The sequence below is a fragment of the Fulvitalea axinellae genome (assembly GCF_036492835.1).
Classification (GTDB): domain Bacteria; phylum Bacteroidota; class Bacteroidia; order Cytophagales; family Cyclobacteriaceae; genus Fulvitalea; species Fulvitalea axinellae.
Genome location: NZ_AP025314.1, coordinates 642,725 through 661,952, shown reverse-complemented (window position 1 = coordinate 661,952; position 19,228 = coordinate 642,725). Strand labels below are relative to the sequence as shown.

Genomic DNA, 19,228 nt, shown 5'->3' with positions numbered 1-19,228 from the left:
GTCCCCCTTTTTCTATTGGGGGAAAATTACCGGCACGAAGCCGGAACCTATCCGGCCGCCTCGATAATCTTTTCGGCGATACGCTCGATTACGGGAACGCTGACCGAATTGCCGGCCTGCTTGTACAGATGCGACTTGGCCATCTCCGCCGGCAGTTTGTAGTCCTCGGGGAAGCCCTGGAACAGGAAACATTCCTTGGGCGTAAGCTTACGGAAGCCGTGTTTCGTGACAACCAAGGGGACGTTATGCCCACCAGTTCCCATATTGGCCGTAAGCGTAGGGCAGACATTGCTTTTATTCTCCCTGACATACAACCGGCGCCATTGGTACACGGTATCCGGGTTGGTCATATGCTTTTTAAGCTCGGGGTACATATAACGGTCCTTCCCGTAATAGAAAGCCTTGTCCACCTTAGCCGAAAAATCCACTACGTCGCCCACCACACGGGTAAGCTCCTCGGGCTCCGGAAAAGCGAAACGCTCGGCGGCTTTGTTGCCCCCGTCGGCGTCGTTGCGGAAAGCCACAATGAATATCCTCTCCCTGTTATGGGGGATATTGCCATAGTCTTTAGTATTGAGGACTTTCGCGTCGAAAGAATAACCGGCGGCTTCTATCGTCTCCTGAATCACCCTAAAAGTGTTGCCGTTGTCATGGCCTTGCAGGTTCTTCACATTTTCAAGAAAGATCACCTTCGGCTTGAGAACCTCCACGTATTTCATGATGCGGAAAAAGTGGTTTCCCCTTTCGTCACCGAAACCTTTTCGGTAGCCCGCCACCGAGAACGGTTGGCAAGGAAAGCCTGCGGCGAGGATATCCACGGGGGCGAGACCTTCGGGGTCAAGCTCCATAACGTCACCCTCATAGAGCTTATGCCCAAAGTTATGACGATAGGTGACACATGCTTTGGCATCCCACTCATTGGCCCAAGCCAACTCGGCGCCCGCATTCATAAAGCCCATACAGACTCCGCCAACACCCGCATATAAGCTACCTACTTTATACATCAGAAGAAATTAGTAAATCTATTGCTCAACAGTTCCGGCCACGGACTCGGCGACACCGAGAGACGTAACCGCCCTATGCTAAAGATTTTCTAGCAAACAAGGCTCCGAATCTAATTCATTGGGCCGGAATACGCAAAGTTAGGAGCGTATTTCTGAACGGCCAAACTCAGGGGAAAAGAAATAGGCCGGCGGAAAGCTTTGGCGAGCACCGACCGGAAGGTAGCCGGCGCAGGAAAGCTACATTATTCGCCCGTAGCCAATTTTTTGAGTAGGCGCTCGGTTTTTCTGGATTCCCAAAAAAGAAGCGCCAAGCCTAGCCCGAAAAAGAAGGCAAAGCGCAGAATACGGTCCATAACAAGACCGTCATCAAGCAACAGGGCCATGGCGGGCAACGCAAACAAAAAAAGGAACACAAATGAAGTAATAATCCCCGGCTTAGTCCGAATTGTCAACTTCGCCCCTTCGGGAGTGGAATCCATGCGCCAACGGGCATATACCTTGGGCAGAAAACCCAATATACTATGACGATAGCGGGCCGTGGTAACGGAACGGTCGGCATGGGCACGGCCCATCATCAGCCTTTCGGGAAAAATAACCATATGGGAAATGCCGTAACCGTTAAGGAACAAGTAACGCCTCGCTGTCCGTCGTCTGATATTCCGGTCAGCGACAGCGCAGTCTTGTCCCGGCAAGAGTATTTCCTTTTTTCTGAAATAGAACATATCCGTATGGCTAGGAAAACAGCCCAAAGCGGGAAGCCCCCCAAAGACGAGGCGACGCTTCCGGGGCTTCGGGCCATTTATAAAAATGCCTAAGCAAAATAACGATTATTCCGTATCAGGCCAACTCGGCGTAATCACCGATAAGCCGGACGTCCTTTTCGGCCAAAGGGCTGGGGTATTCGGTAGCGTGTATCCCGACAAAAGCCACATCGGCCTTGACGGCGGCCTCGTAGTCGGTGAGGGTGTCGCCGAAGAAAAGGATATCGTCGCCGTAGTCTTCCTTGATGGAGGAAAGCACGTCGGCCTTGTCATGCGGATAGGCGAACACGTCTTCGAACATACCAGATATTCCGTTAAAGCTCAGCTGGTCGTTCACCTCTTCGGGAATGGCCACGGAACAGACAAACTTGAGCTTGGAATCGTGCTTGGCAAGAAAATCTTTGAGTCCACCAATCATCGGGGCCTCTTTGAGACGCTCTTTGAGCATAGTCTTCGAGCGTTCCATATATCCGGCCACGGCCTCCTCGCTGTCGTCCCGCTTCAGGATCTCGCGCAGGATATAAGCGAACTTTTCGGCCCGGGGCCGGCCAACTGACTCATGGTTATAGATATGGATGGCCTCGGCGTGTTCGGGATAGTCGAGGAAAAGGTCCTCGAAGGCCCTGAGTTTTATGGTTTCGGAATTGAAAAGAACCCCGTCCTTGTCAAAAACAAGGATGGTATCAGGTGAAATAATCGGCTTCATGTGGTGTAGAAAGTTAAAAATTAAAGGTTAAAATCCAATAAGCGAAAATAAACCCGCAATTCACAACGCGAAGGCCCTAAACGGCAAAAGGGAACCTACGAAGCCCGGCTCCGAAAAGGTTCCCCCCTAAAGTGTATAGCGTTTGCCTTCAGAAATCGTTTATCCCAATATCTCGCTTACGGCTACGGGACGCTTTTCTTCCACAGACTTTTTGGCCGCCAAACCGATGGCCATAGACATAATGCCATCTTTGCCGGAAACGGGCATGTCCTCACCTTTTTCCAAAGCGGTGACAAAGGCTTCCATCTCGTTGTAATAGGCGTCGATGTAACGGTCCATAAAGAAATTCAGGGGAAGGGCGGCGTTAATGCCCCCGGCACCGTAGAAGCGGTGGTTGTCATAGTGGTTGTTGTCGGTATTGGCCATGCCTTCCGTACCGAATACCTCCACACGCTGGTCATAACCGTAAACGGCCTTCCGGCTGTTGTCGATCACGCCCATGGCGCCGTTTTCGAAAGTAAGCGTAACCAAAGCGGTGTCAACATCGCCGGCTTCGCCAATTTCGGGATCCACCATACAGCCGGCGGTAGCGTAAACTTCCTTAACCTCGGAACCTACGATAAATCGGGCCATATCGAAATCGTGGATGGTCATGTCCATAAACATTCCGCCCGACACTTTCACGTAGCTTACGGGCGGAGGTCCCGGATCGCGACTGGTGATCTTGAGGATATGCGGCTCCCCTACCTTTCCGGCCTCCACAAGCTCGCGGATCTTCATGAAGTTGCCGTCGAAGCGACGGTTAAAACCGATCATAAGCTTTACGCCGGCTTCCTCGACCACGGCGAGAACTTCCTTGACGGTATCAAGGGAGAGGTCGAGGGGTTTTTCACAGAATACGTGCTTACCGGCGCGCGCGGCGGCCATGGTATATTCGGCATGCGTATCGGTAGGCGAACAAACGATCACGGCGTCGATCTCAGGATCATTGATCAGATCGTCGATATTGTCCGTAACGTTTTCCACGCCCAAGCTACGAGCGTATTCGCGACCGGCTTCCATGGCGTCCACGGCGGTTTTTACGGTAACTTGCGAGAACTTTCTGGCAAGGTTCTCCAAATGTATCTTGCCAATCCGGCCTACGCCGGCTATGCCAACGGTCAATTTTTTCATATCACTAGGGTGTGTCCGAACCCGGCGCTCCAAATCTCCGGCTATATAGCAAAAAGCGGTTATTCGGGACGCGGAATCCGCGGGGTTATACTATCTATGTTGTTTGGTAAAAGTACCGGACAGCGAAGGCGCGGACCGACGCCATCCGGGAGCGGGAAAAATCTTATATCAGAACTTGCGGCTCCATTCCTTAGGCCAGCGCTCGATAACGATCTTGGTCTGGGTAAAGAATTCCACGGCATGACGGCCTTGGCCATGCAAATCGCCGAAGAAACTATCCTTCCAACCGCTGAACGGGAACTGGGCCATAGGAGCGGCCACGCCGATATTTATACCGATGTTGCCAGCGTCGGCCTCGTTGCGGAATTTGCGCGCGGCGGCACCCGAAGAGGTGAAGAGGCAAGCCATATTTCCGTAAGTGTTGGCGTTGATAAACTCAAGGGCGCTTTCCATAGAGTCCATGTTCATCAAACTCATCACAGGGCCGAAGATCTCGGTCTTGGCGAGTTCGCCGGCGGCCTGTACGCCTTCGAGAATAGTCGGGTTGAGGAAGTTTCCTTGCTCAAAGCCACTGATAGTAGCGTTACGGCCATCGATAAGAGCCTTGGCACCCTCGTCGATTCCCAACTGGATCAGCTCCTCCACGCGGGCCTTGCTCTCAGGAGTGATAACGGGCCCCATATGCGAGCCTTCGTCCAAGCCATAACCCGTAACACGCTGCTTCACGGCCTCGACGATCGCTTCCTTGAACACGCCCTTGGAGTCACCTACCGTAATGATATTGGAAGCGGCCAAACAACGCTGTCCGGCGCAACCGTAAACACTGTCGGCGACGATCTGCGTAGTCATTTCGATGTCGGCGTCAGGCATAACGACAACTGGGTTCTTCGCTCCGCCCTGAGCCTGCACGCGTTTTCCGTTGGCGGTACCGCGAGCGTAAACATACTTGGCGATATGAGTCGAACCTACAAAGCTAATCGCCTTAACGTCCGGGTGGTCGAGCATAGCGTCCACAGCTTCCTTGCCTCCGTGCACCAATGCGATTACGCCCTCAGGCAAACCGATCTGCTCGATCAACTCAAAGACGCGCATCATGGTCAACGGAACCTTTTCGGAAGGTTTCAGGATAAAAGGATTACCGCAAGCGATGGCGTAAGGCAAGAACCAGAAAGGAATCATGCCCGGGAAGTTGAAAGGAGCGATACAAGCCGCCACACCGATTGGCTGGCGAATCATAAATTCGTCGATACCGCCGGCGATGTTCTCCGAAAACTCGCTCTGCATCATCATCGGCATGCCACAGGCGGTCTCCACGTTTTCGATGGCGCGGGTCAATTCCCCGTAAGACTCGGCCAAAGTCTTCCCGCTCTCGCGGGTGATCAGGCTGGCCAACTCGTCACGATGCTCTTCCAGCAAAGTCTTGAGCTTGAACAACGGCTGGATCCGCTTATTGACGGGAGTGTTTCTCCACTGCGGGAAAACCTTCATGGCCGCTTTTACCGCCGCGTCAACGTCTTTTACGGTACCTTCCCCGTAAGGCGTCTTGGCGATAACGCCCTGCGTAGCGGGGTTAACGACATCGATAGTATTCTTTTCCACGCTGGCGATCCACTCGCCGTTGATATAGTTATTTAAAGCTTCCATTTCGAATATTAGAAAGAGATTAGGATAAGGTGCATTTGATTCGGCGGAGGCCTAAAAGCCCCCTTTTTCTTCGATAAACTTCTCGATGGTTTCTAAATGCGGATTGAAGTTGGCGCATCCGGGCTGGGTAACTACGAAACCGCCGCAGGCATTGCCCATGCGGCAACACTTGGCCCAGTCCCAGCCTTTGAGATAGCCGTAGATAAAGCCCGCGGCGAAGGCGTCGCCGGCGCCAAGGACGTTAAGCACGTCCACCGGGAAGCCGGGAACATCGATCACTTGGCCGTCTTTAAGGAAAATGGACGAACCTTTCTCGCCACGCTTCACCACGAGGGCCTCCACGCCGGAGTTGAGGATAGTCTGGATCGCCTCGTCAATGTCTCCGGCGATTTCGGGAGCTGAAATCTGCTGGTCCTTGATCGTGACCATAGCGGGATCTTTCAAAACGGCCGCGAGGATTTCTTCCTCCGTACCGATCGCCACTTTCACGTAAGGAAGGAACGAACGGATGGTCACGCCGTAGGCCAAAAGGTCATGCCACTGATCGGCGCGGAAGTCGAGATCAAGCACTACGGGAACATCGGCATTATAAGCCTGCTCGCCGGCCAAGAAAGCGGCGCTTCGGGAAGGCTCCATATTCAGGGCCGTACCTGACAGCTCGAAACAGCGGAACTGGGAAATATCGGCGCGGAACACGTCGGCGATACTTATCTGGCTGTCGGCGCAATTGTCACGGTAATACACCAACGGGAAACGGTTCGGAGGCTCAATGCCCAAAACCACGGCGCTACTGCGGGCGCCATCCACGGTGGCTACGTATTCGGTCTCCACGTTTTCCTTTTTCAGGAAGTTGAGGATAAAGTCACCCACCTTGTCGCGCCCCACGCCGGTAAGCAAAGCCGACTTAAGGCCAAGACGGGCACAGCCCACGGCGATATTGAGCGGCGAACCGCCCACAAAGGCGTCGAATCCTTTTATTTCCTCAAAGGGAGAACCGATGTTCTGCGAATACAGGTCGATCGAGGAGCGACCGAAGGTAATCACGTCGTATTTTTTGTTGTCTTTCATAATCTCCGATTCAGTGTTCCGGAAAAAGGGAAGGGCTCCGGCGGTCGGTAAAGGGATTATTCGGAACCGAAATCACAGGTACTGGCAACCCGACTTCTCGGGCCCTTCCATAGAGTTTTTTTATTGGCCAAGCCAAACGTAAACGGCCACCGTAAGCGCGCAGAGCACGAAGGCCAAAGGCTTGGCGAAGCGCCAGTGGGTCATATCCACCGCCGGCGGCTGTTTTTCTTCTTTCGTTTTCTTGTTAGGTACAATGGCCGACACGGCGAACATCACGCCCATATTCAGCAGGAACTCGATACCCCAGATGTGTACAAAGTGGATGTCCACCTTGAAGACGAAAATGGTCAGGATATAGAAGGCCAAGCCCACGCCGAGTCCTGCTTTGGCACCGGTAGCCGATATCTTCGGAAAGAAGAATCCGGCGATCATAATGGAGGCCACGGGAATAAAGAATATGCCGTTGAGCTGTTGCATAAGCTGATACAGGCCGTCAGGAGCGTCAGCCACCATAGGCGCCACGGCAATAGCGAAAACGGCGAGAATGGTAGACGTGGCCTTACCGATCCAAACCAAGCGTTTCTCGCTAGCGTCGGCTTTGATATGGCGCTTATATATACCCACGCTGAAGAGCGTGGCGGCGCTGTTGAGTACGCTGTTGAAGGTACTGAGCACGGCACCCATCACCACGGCGGCGAAGAATCCGATAAGGCTCAGCGGCAATACTTTCTTGACCAATTCAGGGTAAACAGAGTCCAGCGTTCCGTACATGGATTCGCCGAAATAATAGAAGCCGATAACGCCCGGCAGGATAATGATCAACGGTACCAAAAGCTTGAGCACGCCGGTATAGAGAAGACCTTTCTGGGCCTCCACAAGGTTTTTGGCGCCAAGCGCCCGCTGGATAATCGTCTGGTTCATTCCCCAGAAATAAAGCTGGTTGATCATCAGACCGGTGAACAGGACTTCGAAAGGAAGCACGGAGTCCTTGGCCCCGATAACGTTGAATTTCTCGGGAGCTTTCTCGTACACTTTCATCAGGCCGTCGAAGATGTTGCCGTCACCGATGCTGTAAAGCGCGATGATGGGCACCAACAAACCGCCCAACAAAAGGCCGTAACCGTTGATGGTATCCGAGTATGCCACGGCCTTTAGTCCGCCGAAGATGGCGTAGATAGCGCCGATAATCCCGATGCCCACCACAGTGATCCAGAGGCCTTCGTTTTTAGTCACTCCGAGCGTTTCCGAAACATCGAAGATGCTTTCCAGATTAATAGCGCCCGTATAAAGCACGATGGGCAACAGGGTAAACACGAAGGAAAGGATCAGAAACGAGGCGACGAGCGTACGGGTAAGCCCGTCGAAACGCCGTTCGAGGTATTCGGGGATGGTGGTAAGGCCCATCTTCAGGTATTTCGGGACGAAGTAAATCGCCGCGATCACCAGCGCCAAGGCGGAAGTCACCTCCCAAGCGATGATTATAAAACCGTTTTTATAAGCCGAGCCGTTCATCCCGATCAAGTGCTCTGTAGAGATGTTTGTCAACAGCATTGAGCCGGCGATCACCACGCCCGTCAGGCTACGGCCACCGAGGAAGTATCCGTCCTTCGAGTCGAGTTTGTCTTTCCTTAATTTGTACCAGGCGTAAAAGGCCACAAAGGCCGTAAAGCCTATAAATGATAAAAGAGTCAGCATGATGGGTATCGAGTTGTTTAAGGCAAAAAGTGACGCCGATCGGGGCGGAAGCCGGGGTTAAGTCTTCGCCGGGATGTCGGTGGTTTCTGTCTTGGTGGCGCCGCGCCCGGTATGGCTATGGTCTCCGGGCGCTGGCATTGAGTTTTATCCGTTGTTCATCTCGGCGGTAACCATCGGGATGCGTTCGTCGCGGCCTTTCCAAGTGCCGAAGATCCAATCGTGGTCGGGATCCGGCGTGTTGGCCAAAGACTGGTCGCTACCGGCCAGAAAGTTCAGGTAATAGACATTGTAGCCGTGCGTCGCCGCGACGGGATGGTAACCTTTGGGCACCAAAACCACGTCGTTGTTGCGGGCCATGGAGGTTTCGTCCAAGGATCCGTCGGTAGTATAAACGCGCTGTACGGCATAGCCCTGCGGCTTGTCGATTTTGTAGAAGTACGTCTCGACCAAGTCGGCCTCCAACACTTCTCCGTTTTCGCCCAGTTTGCGTTCGTCATGCTTATGGGCGGGGAACGAACTCCAGTTACCCGAAGGCGTGTAAACTTCGCAGGCCACAAGTTTGTCGCAAGCGAAGCCGGGCTGGATCAGGTCGTTGATCTGGCGGGTGGCGTTGTCTCCGCCACGGATTTCCACCTGAACTTCCTCGGGCGTCTTGAACTGGGCGGGAAAGTCCTTCTCCGTTTCGCACCAACCGTAGGCGATATCCAACTCATCGCTTACCGCTTCCAGTTTGAAAGACGTACGGCGAGGCAAGTACAAGCTGTGGGCTATTCCGCTGAAAACGTCCTTCCGACCGTTAACAGTTTCCCACTCGCCCTTGTCGGAAGTCACTTTGTAGTTACCGCCCAACAGGATGATGGCGTATTCGCTGTCGCCGGTGTTGGCTTCCCAGATTTCCCCTTTCTTGAGCGCCCGGGCTTCGAAGTTCAGGTCTTTCCAACCCACTTCTTCCTTGGTAATAGACTGGTATATTGCTCCGTCCTCGGCTTTGCAAAGGAGCGGGTATTTATCGTCACGTTTCATATTTCTTTTTTTGGAGTAAAAAGTAAAGAGTACTGAGTAAAGAGTATTGGATCGGAATACAGAAGAGTCGAACTATGTTAAAGACCTAAGTACTCTTTACGCTTTACTCTGGACTCTTTACTATTCTCTTTTTTGGAGTAAAAAGTAAAGCGTACTGAGTAAAGAGTATTGGATCGGAAAAACAAAAGAGTCGAACCATGCTAAAGATCTAAGTATGCACTAGAATAAAATTACCCTTGTTTTATTCGCCTTAGATCTCCGATCAACCATTGACCCCAATGCGTTCCAAAAAACTAATCTCAGGCCTTTATTTTTCTTCCATAACCGCAATGCTTTTGGATGGAAGAAAAATTTGTAGCCGTATTTAAGAGATTTTTTGGTTACTTTTTGATCTCTCAAAAAGTGACACCGGAGCTTGTTAAGTGCAAAATGTCAGTGGTTTCGGGATACCGTATTTTTAATGCTGATAATATAAGTCAGGGTGCATACGCTTTACTCTGGACTCTTTACTAAACTGAGTGCGTCCAGACGTTGCTGGATGTATTTGCGGGCTATGATGGCGTATTCCAACGGATTGGCGATGGCCGGGTCTTGTTCGGCTTCCACCAATATCCAGCCCGAGTAGTCGTTTTGGTCGAGGATATCGAACAGAGCGGGAAAGTCGATGCATCCGTCAGGATCGCCGGGGACGGTGAAAACGCCCGCCACTACGGCGTCGAGGAAGCTTTTCTTGTCGGCTTTCACCGATTCCAATACGGCTGGGCGAACGTCCTTGAGGTGAACGTGCGCGGTACGTCCGATATATTTCTTAAGCGCCATCACCGGATCTTCGCCGGCGAAGGTGAAGTGCCCGCAGTCATAGTTCAGGAACACGTTTTCCGGATCGGTGGAATCGAGCATACGGTCCACCTCTTCCATGCTTTGGATGCCGGTGCCCATATGGTGATGGAAAGCGAGCTTGATCCCGCGGTCACGGGCGATTTTGCCCAGCTCATTCAACCCGTAAGTGACCTTTTTCCACTGGTCTTCGGTAAAAACCACTTTCCGGTCCAGCACCGGCACCTCAAGACACTGCACGCCGTTGCCGCACTCGCCTCCGCCCACTACTTTGGTGCCCATAGCGGTCAGGAAATCGAGTTGCTTTTCGAATTCTTCGCGAACCCGCTCAAACGGATCGGTAGAAAGCGTATAGGAAAACCACTGGTTGGCCACGCGCAATCCGCGCAGATCAAGGGCCTTTTTCAAAACCGCCGGATCTTTGGGATACTTGTTACCCACCTCGCAACCGGTAAACCCTGCCAAAGCCATCTCGCTAACGCATTGCTCAAAAGGAATCTCGCCACCCAACGAAGGCACGTCGTCGTTAGTCCAGCCGATGGGCGCAATGCCCAGTTGTATATTTAGAGCCATAATGTTTTTGTTTAGTACTAAGTAAAGAGTACAGAGTAAAGAGTACTGGACCGGAAAACAGAAAGGCCGAGCCATAAAGGAGACCAAAGTACTCTTTACGCTTTACTTTGGACTCTTTACTCAATGGAAGAACGGAGCCGGGAAAAGCGATGAAACAAAACCCGGGCTCCTAAACTTCAGTCACATATAACAAGCACAATCAGAAGTGATATTTTTGTCTTTTCTTATTCTCCACGTATGTTTCGCGAGCCTGCTGTACGTCTTCCATCGTCGATACTTCCGCAACCGGGACTTCCCACCAAGCGTGGTAGCCCTTGACGGTGCGCAACAGGTTGGTTTTGATATAGATTACCGTAGTCCGGTCCGATGATTTGGCTTCCGCCAAAGCCTTTTTCAAATCATCGGCGCTATTGGCGCGGATAACGCGGGCGCCCAAACTCTCGGCGTTTTTGGCGATATCCACCGGCAGGCACTCACCCTTGAGCTCGCCGTCTTCACGGTAGCGGTATTTGGTTCCGAAGCGCGCGCTTCCCACCGACTCCGACAACGCGCCGATACTAGCGTAACCGCTGTTGTCCAGCACCAGGATATTCACCTTGTTGCCTTCCTGTATAGAGGAAATTATCTCGTGGTTGAGCATCCAGTAACTGCCGTCGCCCACCATCACGTACACCTCCCGGTCGGGTTCGGCCATCTTTACGCCTACGCCGCCGGCTATTTCGTAACCCATGCACGAGTTGCCGTATTCGAGGTGGAAATTCTTCGGGTCCGAAGAGCGCCAGAGTTTGTGGAGGTCGCCGGGAAGACTGCCCGCGGCGCAAACCATAATGTCTTTCTTATCCATAAACGCGTTGAGCGTACCGATAACGGAAGCTTGGTCGATAGGCTCTTCCGCGCCGTTGGCCGTGTCGTAAATTCTGGACACCTCATCGTCCCACTCCTTGCTCTTGCGGGCGGCTTCCTCGCGGTAAGCTTCCTCCACCTGGTAGTCTTTCAGGTGTCCGGCCAATTCTTCCAGCGTAATTTTGGCGTCGCCGGTAAGTGGCAAAGCGCCACGCTTATATGAGTCGAGTTCCTTGACGTTGATATTCAGGAAACGTACGTCCGGATTTTGGAAAAGACTGTTCGATGCGCTGGTAAAATCGCTGTAGCGCGTACCGACTCCGATAATCAAGTCTGCCTCGCCGGCCATTTCTATGGCGCCTTTGGTGCCGGTGGCCCCCAGCCCGCCCAAGCAATAAGGCTTGTCGTAAGGCACGCTTCCTTTTCCGGCGAAGGTTTCGCCTATCGGTATTCCGGTCTTTTCGGCGAAAGCCTCCAATACGCTCTCGGCCTCGCTATACTTTACGCCACCGCCGGCTACGATTACAGGACGCTTGGCCGACTTGATCCAAGAAGCGGCTTTCTCCACCAATGCGCTGTCGGGACGGTTGCGGGGGATATCCCAAACCCGCTTGTCGAAGAACTCTTCCGGATAGTCGTAAGCCTCGGCCTGCACGTCTTGCGGCATGGCCAAAGTAACCGCTCCCGTGTCCGCCGGCGAGGTAAGCACGCGCATAGCGGCCAACAAAGACGGCATAAGTTGCTCCGCACGGTTTATCCTATCCCAAAACTTGGAAACAGGACGGAAACAGTCGTTGGCCGACATATCCTGCGTGTTTTCGTATTCCACCTGCTGCAGCACCGGATCCGGCTCGCGACGGGCGAAAATATCGCCGGGAAGCAACAACACCGGTATACGGTTGATCGTGGCCGTCTGTGCGGCGGTAACCATATTCATGGCTCCCGGACCGATGGACGTGGTGCAGGCGAAAGCCTGACGGCGGTTGGCCGTCTTGGCATAAGCGATAGCCGTATGGACCATAGCCTGCTCGTTGCGGCTCTGGTAATAAGTAAAATCGGGATATTCCTGCAATGCCTGCCCGATTCCCGCCACGTTCCCATGACCGAAGATCCCGAAGCATCCCTTAAAAAACCGCGTCTCCTCCCCGTCAAACCGAACGTATTGGTTCTTCAGAAAACGAATCAGCGCCTGCGCGACAGTTAATCGAATTGTTGCCATAACGATATATAAGTATTGGAGGAAAGAGTACAGAGTAAAGCGTAAAGAGTAAATAGTCCGCTTTATTAGTACAGAGTAAAGCGTAAAGAGTAAATAGTAAATAGTCTGTACGGTGACAGGGGGCTTAAATCTTACGCTTTATAACCCTTATGTTTTACTTGCCCTTTCTCCTTTATATTTTTAAAAAACCAAGCACAAGGCTTTTACCCCGCACCCTTTACTTTAAAACAAACCAATAAACACAGCACAAAGTACTCTTTACTCTGTACTCTTTACCCTTTACTTAAAAACTCCCCTGCTTTTCCCGCCGAGCCCAGCATCTCGAATTTCTCGGTCAGGAAGCTGGCGTATTCTTCCATATATGTCTTGCCGGGCTTGATGGGCGTGAAGTCTTCCGGCGTGGAGGCGAAAAACTCCCTTGTTACCCGGGTCCACATCAGGCGGGCGTCCGTGGCGATATTCACTTTGCAGACTCCGTATTTTATAGAGCGCTTAATCTCCTCCGCATCAACGCCTTTGGCCGAGGCCGACAGCTTTCCGCCCGCTTCGTTGATGCGCTCTATCTCGGTGGTGTTTACCGCCGAGCCTCCGTGGAGGACCAAAGGAAAACCGGGCAAACGCTTCTGGATACCTTCCAGAATATCGAACTGCAGGCCCTGCCCTCCGGAAAACTTGTAAGCGCCGTGACTGGTGCCCACCGCCACCGCCAGGCTGTCGCAGGCGGTAAGCTTTACGAATTCCTCCACCTGTTCGGGGTCGGTGTACAGCGCTTTTTTCTCGTCTACGGTAATATCGTCTTCCACCCCGCCCAGCGTGCCCAGCTCGGCCTCCACCGATACGCCCTTGGCGTGGGCTTTTTCCACCACGGCCCGGGTGCGGGATGCGTTCTTCTCAAACTCGTCGTGCGAGGCGTCGATCATCACCGACGTATAGGCGCCGGACTCCAACGCGTCGTCGATATGCGATTCGTAGCCGTGATCGACGTGAAAAGCGTAGACTACGCCGGGGTAAATCTCGGAAGCCGTCCGGACCATCGAGGCCAGCATCTTGGCGTGGGCGTAATCGCGGGCTACCGGCGTGGTTTGCACTATTACCGGCGCCTGCGCCCGTTGCGCGGCGGCGAAAACGGCGTGCACCTGTTCCATAAACTCCACGTTGACGGCCGCCACGGCGTAGCGTCCATAACATTTCTCAAATATCTCTCGCGTGGTGACTAACATAGCGTAACGTGTTTCGCAAAAACAAACGAAAAAAGGATCCCGCCCCATTCCATGGAAACGGAACGGGTTTTGGCGCCATCATTTAAACGAAATGAAATAACAGCGTAGATTTTATCGCTCTTTTTGCGATTATTTAAATTTGATATCCTAAAGGAAAGAAGAAGCCGGAGTATATCGGAATAAAAAAATCGCTGTTTACGCAAAGGTTTGCGTAAATGAGGTGGTGGTATTCGGTATGAGGTATTTGGTATTAGGTACCGGGTGTTTTGTTTGTGTTGTACCTTATTGGGTCTGGGGGAAATGATTTTGAAAACCGGGGACTTCCCTTTCCTGATTACCTTCGTTTTGCTATGCCTTAATAGCAATAAAACCTTATAGCTTTTCTTCAAAAGGTCAAGAAACTACCAATACGGACAGAGGGAAAATTACATCGAATGCGTCATTATTTAAAGAGATCAGAAGAAACAACAAACTGATTCGAAGAATAACCACAAGTCTCTAAACGGTAAAAGCGCTCTCATATTCATACCATTTTGCGCCTTCATCCCTACGCTTATGAACCAACTACAAAAAAGTTTTTTAATGGCCGTGGCGGTGTGCTCCATTTTTTCTTGCACACCAAAAAAGACGGAAAAGAAAGAGGCCTCCGTCCATCAGGACCTTCCTTGGGAAGAATTGAGAGCCAAGTTTGAATGCCCCGCCTGGTATACCGAAGGGAAATTGGGCATCTGGACACACTGGGGTCCGCAATCCCAACCGGAAAAAGGAGGCGGCTGGTACGCCCGCCATATGTATATGCAGGACATAGGGCGGGAGACCTGGGGCAAGAACGCGTACACCTACCATGTGGAGACCTACGGGCATCCGTCGGAGATCGGCTACAAAGACGTGCTGAACGAATGGAAGGCCGACAAGCTGGATACGGACGCGTTGATGAAATACTTCAAGAGCCTCGGCGCCAAATTTTTTGTGGGCATGGCCAACCATCACGATCATTTCGACAACTTCGATTCCAGCCATCAGCCGTGGAACTCCGTAAACGTGGGCCCGAAAAGGGATATCGTCGGGGAGTTTGCGAAATCGGCCAAGAAATACGGTTTGCCCTTCGGTGTCAGTTCGCATGACGACCGCCACCTGAGCTGGTGGAAAACGGCTTTCGGCGCCGACAAGCACGGCCCGAAAAAGGGCATTCCTTATGACGGCCATATGACCAAGGAAGACGGCAAGGGCAAATGGTGGGAAGGGCTGGACCCCGCCGACCTGTACGGCCTGCCACCGGAAAAACGTACGCCCGAATGGATAAAGAAAAACAGCGAGAACTGGATGCAACGTCACTTGGAACTTGTCCGGAAATATGATTTGGACATGCTGTGGTTTGACGGCTACCTGTATCCGTACGGCGAATACGGCCGGAAAGTCTGCGAAGAGTTTTACAATAAAAGCCTGCGCGAAAACGGAAAAATAGACGGACTGATAGCCGGCAAGTTCGGAGGCATCTCCAAGGAAGACCAAAAGGCTTTCGTCTTGGATTTTGAGCGGGGCTATACCAGCGAAATCCTCCGCCGGCCATGGCAGTCGATCACCACACTGAACGGGTGGTTCCATAAAAACGAGCGCGCCGACCGGCTAAACGCCCGGGTATTGATAGAAAACTTCTCGGATATTCTCAGCAAAAACGGCGTACTGTTGCTCAACGTAGAGCTGTTGGGCGACGGTAGTTTTCCGGAAGAGCACCGCAAAGAGTTCGACGACTTCGGCGCTTGGGTAAACCTGAACGCCCCGGCCATCTACAAATCCAAGGCGTGGAAAGTCTTGGGCGACAACTTGGACTCTGACAAAGCCGGACTCTTCGCCGCCGACGAGACCGACTTGGAACAGGCCAACAAGAAAGCGCATAACTTCAACGAGCGAGACCTGAACAGTCCGCCCTACGGCAAAGACGAGGTGAGATTCACGGTACGGGACAATAAGCTCTACGTCTTTGTACTAAATCCGGAAACGGGCACCATCCGCCTCCCGAAACTGGGACTGGACTCCCGCTTCAAGCCCGGAAAGGTAAGCTCGGTCAGGATGTTGGGCGGTACTGCGGTAAACTTCGAACAGACCGACGACTACCTACAGCTATCCGTCCCCGCCGAAAGGCCGAATGAATATACCGCCGTTTTCGAATTGGAGGGGGCCGTGTGATACGCGATGCTTCTTTTCTGGCGGAAGAGGATCCTGTCCAACAAAACTACCGTAAGCATCTTTACTTGCGGTTTGCTGTCATAAAACAAGGACTCTTCCGCCAACCACAGTTTTGTTACCAATTCCACACCCCAACCAGGAATACAGCGTTTTGTAAGGCTATTTTTTTGAAAACGCCCCAAATTGACACATAAACGGCCGGCACCCGCCGGCACGGAAAAACACGACGGCCCGCGGTTTGCGATTTACTGGATAAAGAAACCGGCCACGAAATGAAAGAATACAGACGCCTTGATTTGCATGAACGGGAGATGATCCTGCGCCTCCGGGCTTGGGGCGAGTCTCGGCGTTCGATCGCCAAATTTTTGAGGCGTTCGCCATCCACCATTAGCCGGGAGCTACAGCGAAACACCATCCAGTTTTCCGGATACTGCCCGGACTTGGCGCACAGACTGGCCGAAGCCCGCCAGCGCATTTGCGTAGGACATAACCGCCGGCGCCCGGAATACAAACGCTTGGTGGGCGTGCGGGATTTCCGGCTAAAACTGCCCAGAGTGTTTATAGCGTGGCATTCCGACGACAAATTTTACCGCCGGGGCCTCACCGGATTTATAGGTAGCCAAATGTACCGGCTCAGGTCCCTTTTCAAAACCGACGACAAACCCTTCCATTATTTCGACCTGTTCGAGCACCACCGCCTGCTCCGGCGCTGGTGGCGCTGGCGGGAATTCCGCGCCGAGCTAAAAGCCATCCAAAACGGCGAAAAAGTAAAGCCATCCCCGAAAAAACGAAGGCCAAGCCTAAGCTACAGCAAAAGGCCCCAAACCAAAGCCACCCCGAAAATACAACCCGACACACACCGCCGGGCCGGATAAACCTGCCCAAAAATCAGCGAAAAGCCCGCTTTTTTCCACATTGTGGAGAAGGGCGGGCTTTTTTTCGTTTTCGGGATAGCGGTTTTCTCGGGAGGCGGTGGTTTTTAAGTTTGTTTTAGGTGAGCTGAAGGGAAGACTTTTGATTTTTTAATAATTTTTTCAAGTTGATTTTGGTGTTGCGTTGACTCACGTGAGTTTGTGGACTATATTTTAGTCATATTTTTTGATTATAATTTAAATATAAGTAGCTCTGTTGTTAGATTATGATTCAGTAGAGTCTTTGGGACTTAACACCTATATAAAACGATGCGTTAAATAATCAGTGATTATAAACGGTATTACTGTTATTTATTATTAAGCATTATTATAAAAACCAATTTATAGCACTGATGAATTTTAACAAACAGCAAGTTGAGCAGTATTATCTTCACATAAAACACCAAATAACCTTTCCAAGTGAATACATAACTGAGTTGTTCCTGATTGGAAAACTTACTAAGGATAATGAATTAAAAATTGAAATTGCTTCTATACTAACAGAATCTGCCAGTAAGGATATTGTTAAAGCCTTTAATAGCAGAACTAAAATCCCTCAATCGGATACCCCCGCAGATTACGTCAAAACACTAGAAGCTTTAATATCTTTTGGGAAAAAATCACAAAATTTAGATTTAGGGAAAATATTCTCTTTGTTAGAATATGATCGATTGTCAATAACAAAAGCCTCTCTAATTAAAAAGGTTAACGAAAACCTCTGGCTTTTTAGTCGGCTTGACTATGTAAAGGAATTCATGATTTGGAATGAAACATTTCCATCTGGCATACCCGAAGAAATAGGTGATCTTAAAGCTCTTGAAGAACTTGAAATACAAGGTAGTTTCACAACCCTCCCCTATACAATAGCTACGCTTAATAGATTAAAAAAACTAACGTTGAGATTAAGCAATTTAACACAACTTCCTGAATCATTTAAAAACCTAAAACAGCTAGAAGAACTTGAAATAGCTGGAGAAGGATCTTATGGCAGAGAGTTTAATGCTCAACTAAAACTTCCCCAATGGATTGCGAATCTTGAGAACCTGAAAACATTTGAAATAGGATATCTAAAAATTAATGAAATCCCTGATGATATCTTTGCTCCTAGTTTAGAATCCCTCAGGGTATACAGAATGCATGAAATCACAAAGTTACCAGAAAGTATTTCAACACTGAATTCATTAAAAAACTTCTCCCTATATGTGTGTGACCAAATTACCTCTTTACCAAAAGGCATGTATAGATTAAAGAATTTAGAAACATTTAAAATTGGCAGTCTACCTAAATTGAAATCTATAGACGGTAATTTAATCTTTTCTCCAAAGATTAAAAAAATTAAACTTATAAAGGGTCTTGAAATCACCGAGCCGAATAGAAAGGTCAATCACATCAAAGAATTAACCATAAATAATCTATCTTACTTAAATTACCTTATTGACAATCCAGAATTATTTCCTGGTTTAGAAACTCTAAACATTAATGAAGTAAATGAGTTTAACAATTCAAAAGGATTAAATAATTTAACCAATCTAAAAAAAATATCGGTATGGCGATTATCTGATATTCCAGAACTGTTTAGTACTGTCACAACCTGTTTAAACCTAAGGATAGTAATCTTAAATAATTCCCAATTAAGCTCTTTTCCTGATATAAAATCTTTAAAAAAGCTACATCATTTCAAAGTTCATCATTGCACTCAATTAAATCTAAACTCTGATCTTCTTCCTAAAGAAATTAATCTACTAGAGATTTCTGGTGCAAATACATTTAAGTTTGGGAATGCAACTACTTTAAATGATAGCGTCACCTTACGAAATACTCATATCAAGAACTTTGAAGCCATTGGAGAAGTACTGGATACAAAAAAGTTAAACCTTAATTTTAGTGACATACATACGATAGATGGAAATCTAAAAATTGAAACGCTACCAAACTCTATATCTAAAATGAAAAATTTGGAAGAGTTTAGTTTCTATGGAAAAGTAAATAAAATCAATAGTTGCTTAAATTCATTAAAACAGTTAGAATCATTAGAATTATGCGGACTTAATTCAACTTGTGTCTCTGGAGGTTTAAATCACCCTATTAAACACATAGAACCTCTACAATTACCCAAGTTATCAAGTATAAAAATTTCTAATTTTACAGGAAACAATCTTGAAGAGGTCCTAAAATCATTAAAACAAGTTACTTCTTTGGAATTAGAATATGTCAAAAATCACGATTTATTACCAGTTATTGAACTGAAGGCATTAAAACAAATTAAACTCTATTCTTGTGACTTCAGTGACTTCAGTGACTTCAATAAAGTTCCATCTATAGTACCCTCGATTCTTAGGACCAGTAAAGTCGATTTTTAAGTAA

14 protein-coding genes are annotated in these 19,228 nt (G+C 49.9%); 3 read left to right on the top strand and 11 right to left on the bottom strand.

The features are described from left to right. Positions 1-47: 47 nt before the first annotated feature. The 11 genes from dcm to AABK39_RS02705 all read right to left on the bottom strand — a co-directional run bounded on the left by dcm (position 48) and on the right by AABK39_RS02705 (position 13,766). Positions 48-1,004, bottom strand: coding sequence for a DNA cytosine methyltransferase (gene dcm, locus AABK39_RS02755; RefSeq protein WP_338393387.1), 957 nt, complete (start codon positions 1,002-1,004; stop codon positions 48-50). A 242-nt stretch (positions 1,005-1,246) separates the two neighbouring features. Then, positions 1,247-1,726, bottom strand: coding sequence for a hypothetical protein (locus tag AABK39_RS02750; RefSeq protein WP_338393386.1), 480 nt, complete (start codon positions 1,724-1,726; stop codon positions 1,247-1,249). Between the two features lie 115 nt (positions 1,727-1,841). Next, the gene (locus AABK39_RS02745; protein WP_338393385.1) at positions 1,842-2,471 is read right to left on the bottom strand and encodes an HAD family hydrolase; all 630 of its coding nucleotides are present in this window, start codon (positions 2,469-2,471) and stop codon (positions 1,842-1,844) included. A gap of 159 nt (positions 2,472-2,630) precedes the next feature. Next, entirely contained in the window at positions 2,631-3,644 is a 1,014-nt protein-coding gene (gene iolG / locus AABK39_RS02740; RefSeq protein ID WP_338393384.1) for an inositol 2-dehydrogenase, read from the bottom strand. Between the two features lie 168 nt (positions 3,645-3,812). Beyond that, positions 3,813-5,288, bottom strand: coding sequence for a CoA-acylating methylmalonate-semialdehyde dehydrogenase (locus AABK39_RS02735; RefSeq protein ID WP_338393383.1), 1,476 nt, complete (start codon positions 5,286-5,288; stop codon positions 3,813-3,815). A gap of 51 nt (positions 5,289-5,339) precedes the next feature. Continuing rightward, positions 5,340-6,356, bottom strand: coding sequence for a 5-dehydro-2-deoxygluconokinase (gene iolC / locus AABK39_RS02730; protein ID WP_338393382.1), 1,017 nt, complete (start codon positions 6,354-6,356; stop codon positions 5,340-5,342). A gap of 120 nt (positions 6,357-6,476) precedes the next feature. Further along, positions 6,477-8,051, bottom strand: a complete 1,575-nt coding sequence (locus AABK39_RS02725; RefSeq protein WP_338393381.1) for a solute:sodium symporter family transporter — start codon at positions 8,049-8,051, stop codon at positions 6,477-6,479. Positions 8,052-8,195: 144 nt separating this feature from the next. Then, positions 8,196-9,074 carry a 5-deoxy-glucuronate isomerase gene (iolB, locus tag AABK39_RS02720; protein WP_338393380.1) on the bottom strand — a complete coding sequence of 293 codons (879 nt, stop codon included), beginning with the start codon at positions 9,072-9,074 and terminating at the stop codon, positions 8,196-8,198. Between the two features lie 492 nt (positions 9,075-9,566). Beyond that, entirely contained in the window at positions 9,567-10,484 is a 918-nt protein-coding gene (iolE, locus tag AABK39_RS02715) for a myo-inosose-2 dehydratase (protein ID WP_338393379.1), read from the bottom strand. Between the two features lie 199 nt (positions 10,485-10,683). Then, positions 10,684-12,546, bottom strand: coding sequence for a 3D-(3,5/4)-trihydroxycyclohexane-1,2-dione acylhydrolase (decyclizing) (gene iolD / locus AABK39_RS02710; protein WP_338393378.1), 1,863 nt, complete (start codon positions 12,544-12,546; stop codon positions 10,684-10,686). Between the two features lie 272 nt (positions 12,547-12,818). Continuing rightward, positions 12,819-13,766, bottom strand: coding sequence for a class II fructose-bisphosphate aldolase (locus AABK39_RS02705; RefSeq protein ID WP_338393377.1), 948 nt, complete (start codon positions 13,764-13,766; stop codon positions 12,819-12,821). A 555-nt stretch (positions 13,767-14,321) separates the two neighbouring features. Here AABK39_RS02705 and AABK39_RS02700 point away from each other — a divergent pair. The 3 genes from AABK39_RS02700 to AABK39_RS02690 all read left to right on the top strand — a co-directional run bounded on the left by AABK39_RS02700 (position 14,322) and on the right by AABK39_RS02690 (position 19,224). Further along, entirely contained in the window at positions 14,322-15,953 is a 1,632-nt protein-coding gene (locus tag AABK39_RS02700; RefSeq protein ID WP_338393376.1) for an alpha-L-fucosidase, read from the top strand. Positions 15,954-16,225: 272 nt separating this feature from the next. Next, positions 16,226-16,828, top strand: coding sequence for a helix-turn-helix domain-containing protein (locus AABK39_RS02695; RefSeq protein WP_338393375.1), 603 nt, complete (start codon positions 16,226-16,228; stop codon positions 16,826-16,828). Positions 16,829-17,217: 389 nt separating this feature from the next. Continuing rightward, a complete protein-coding gene (locus AABK39_RS02690) occupies positions 17,218-19,224 on the top strand; it encodes a leucine-rich repeat domain-containing protein (RefSeq protein ID WP_338393374.1) in 2,007 nt (668 codons plus the stop codon). Positions 19,225-19,228 lie beyond the last annotated feature (4 nt).

Excerpts from the sequence above, each read along its gene's own strand:
- dcm (WP_338393387.1), bottom strand. The coding sequence starts at position 1,004 with ATGTATAAAGTAGGTAGCTTATATGCGGGTGTTGGCGGAGTCTGTATG.
- AABK39_RS02750 (WP_338393386.1), bottom strand. The coding sequence starts at position 1,726 with ATGTTCTATTTCAGAAAAAAGGAAATACTCTTGCCGGGACAAGACTGC.
- AABK39_RS02745 (WP_338393385.1), bottom strand. The coding sequence starts at position 2,471 with ATGAAGCCGATTATTTCACCTGATACCATCCTTGTTTTTGACAAGGAC.
- iolG (WP_338393384.1), bottom strand. The coding sequence starts at position 3,644 with ATGAAAAAATTGACCGTTGGCATAGCCGGCGTAGGCCGGATTGGCAAG.
- AABK39_RS02735 (WP_338393383.1), bottom strand. The coding sequence starts at position 5,288 with ATGGAAGCTTTAAATAACTATATCAACGGCGAGTGGATCGCCAGCGTG.
- iolC (WP_338393382.1), bottom strand. The coding sequence starts at position 6,356 with ATGAAAGACAACAAAAAATACGACGTGATTACCTTCGGTCGCTCCTCG.
- AABK39_RS02725 (WP_338393381.1), bottom strand. The coding sequence starts at position 8,051 with ATGCTGACTCTTTTATCATTTATAGGCTTTACGGCCTTTGTGGCCTTT.
- iolB (WP_338393380.1), bottom strand. The coding sequence starts at position 9,074 with ATGAAACGTGACGATAAATACCCGCTCCTTTGCAAAGCCGAGGACGGA.
- iolE (WP_338393379.1), bottom strand. The coding sequence starts at position 10,484 with ATGGCTCTAAATATACAACTGGGCATTGCGCCCATCGGCTGGACTAAC.
- iolD (WP_338393378.1), bottom strand. The coding sequence starts at position 12,546 with ATGGCAACAATTCGATTAACTGTCGCGCAGGCGCTGATTCGTTTTCTG.
- AABK39_RS02705 (WP_338393377.1), bottom strand. The coding sequence starts at position 13,766 with ATGTTAGTCACCACGCGAGAGATATTTGAGAAATGTTATGGACGCTAC.
- AABK39_RS02700 (WP_338393376.1), top strand. The coding sequence starts at position 14,322 with ATGAACCAACTACAAAAAAGTTTTTTAATGGCCGTGGCGGTGTGCTCC.
- AABK39_RS02695 (WP_338393375.1), top strand. The coding sequence starts at position 16,226 with ATGAAAGAATACAGACGCCTTGATTTGCATGAACGGGAGATGATCCTG.
- AABK39_RS02690 (WP_338393374.1), top strand. The coding sequence starts at position 17,218 with ATGAATTTTAACAAACAGCAAGTTGAGCAGTATTATCTTCACATAAAA.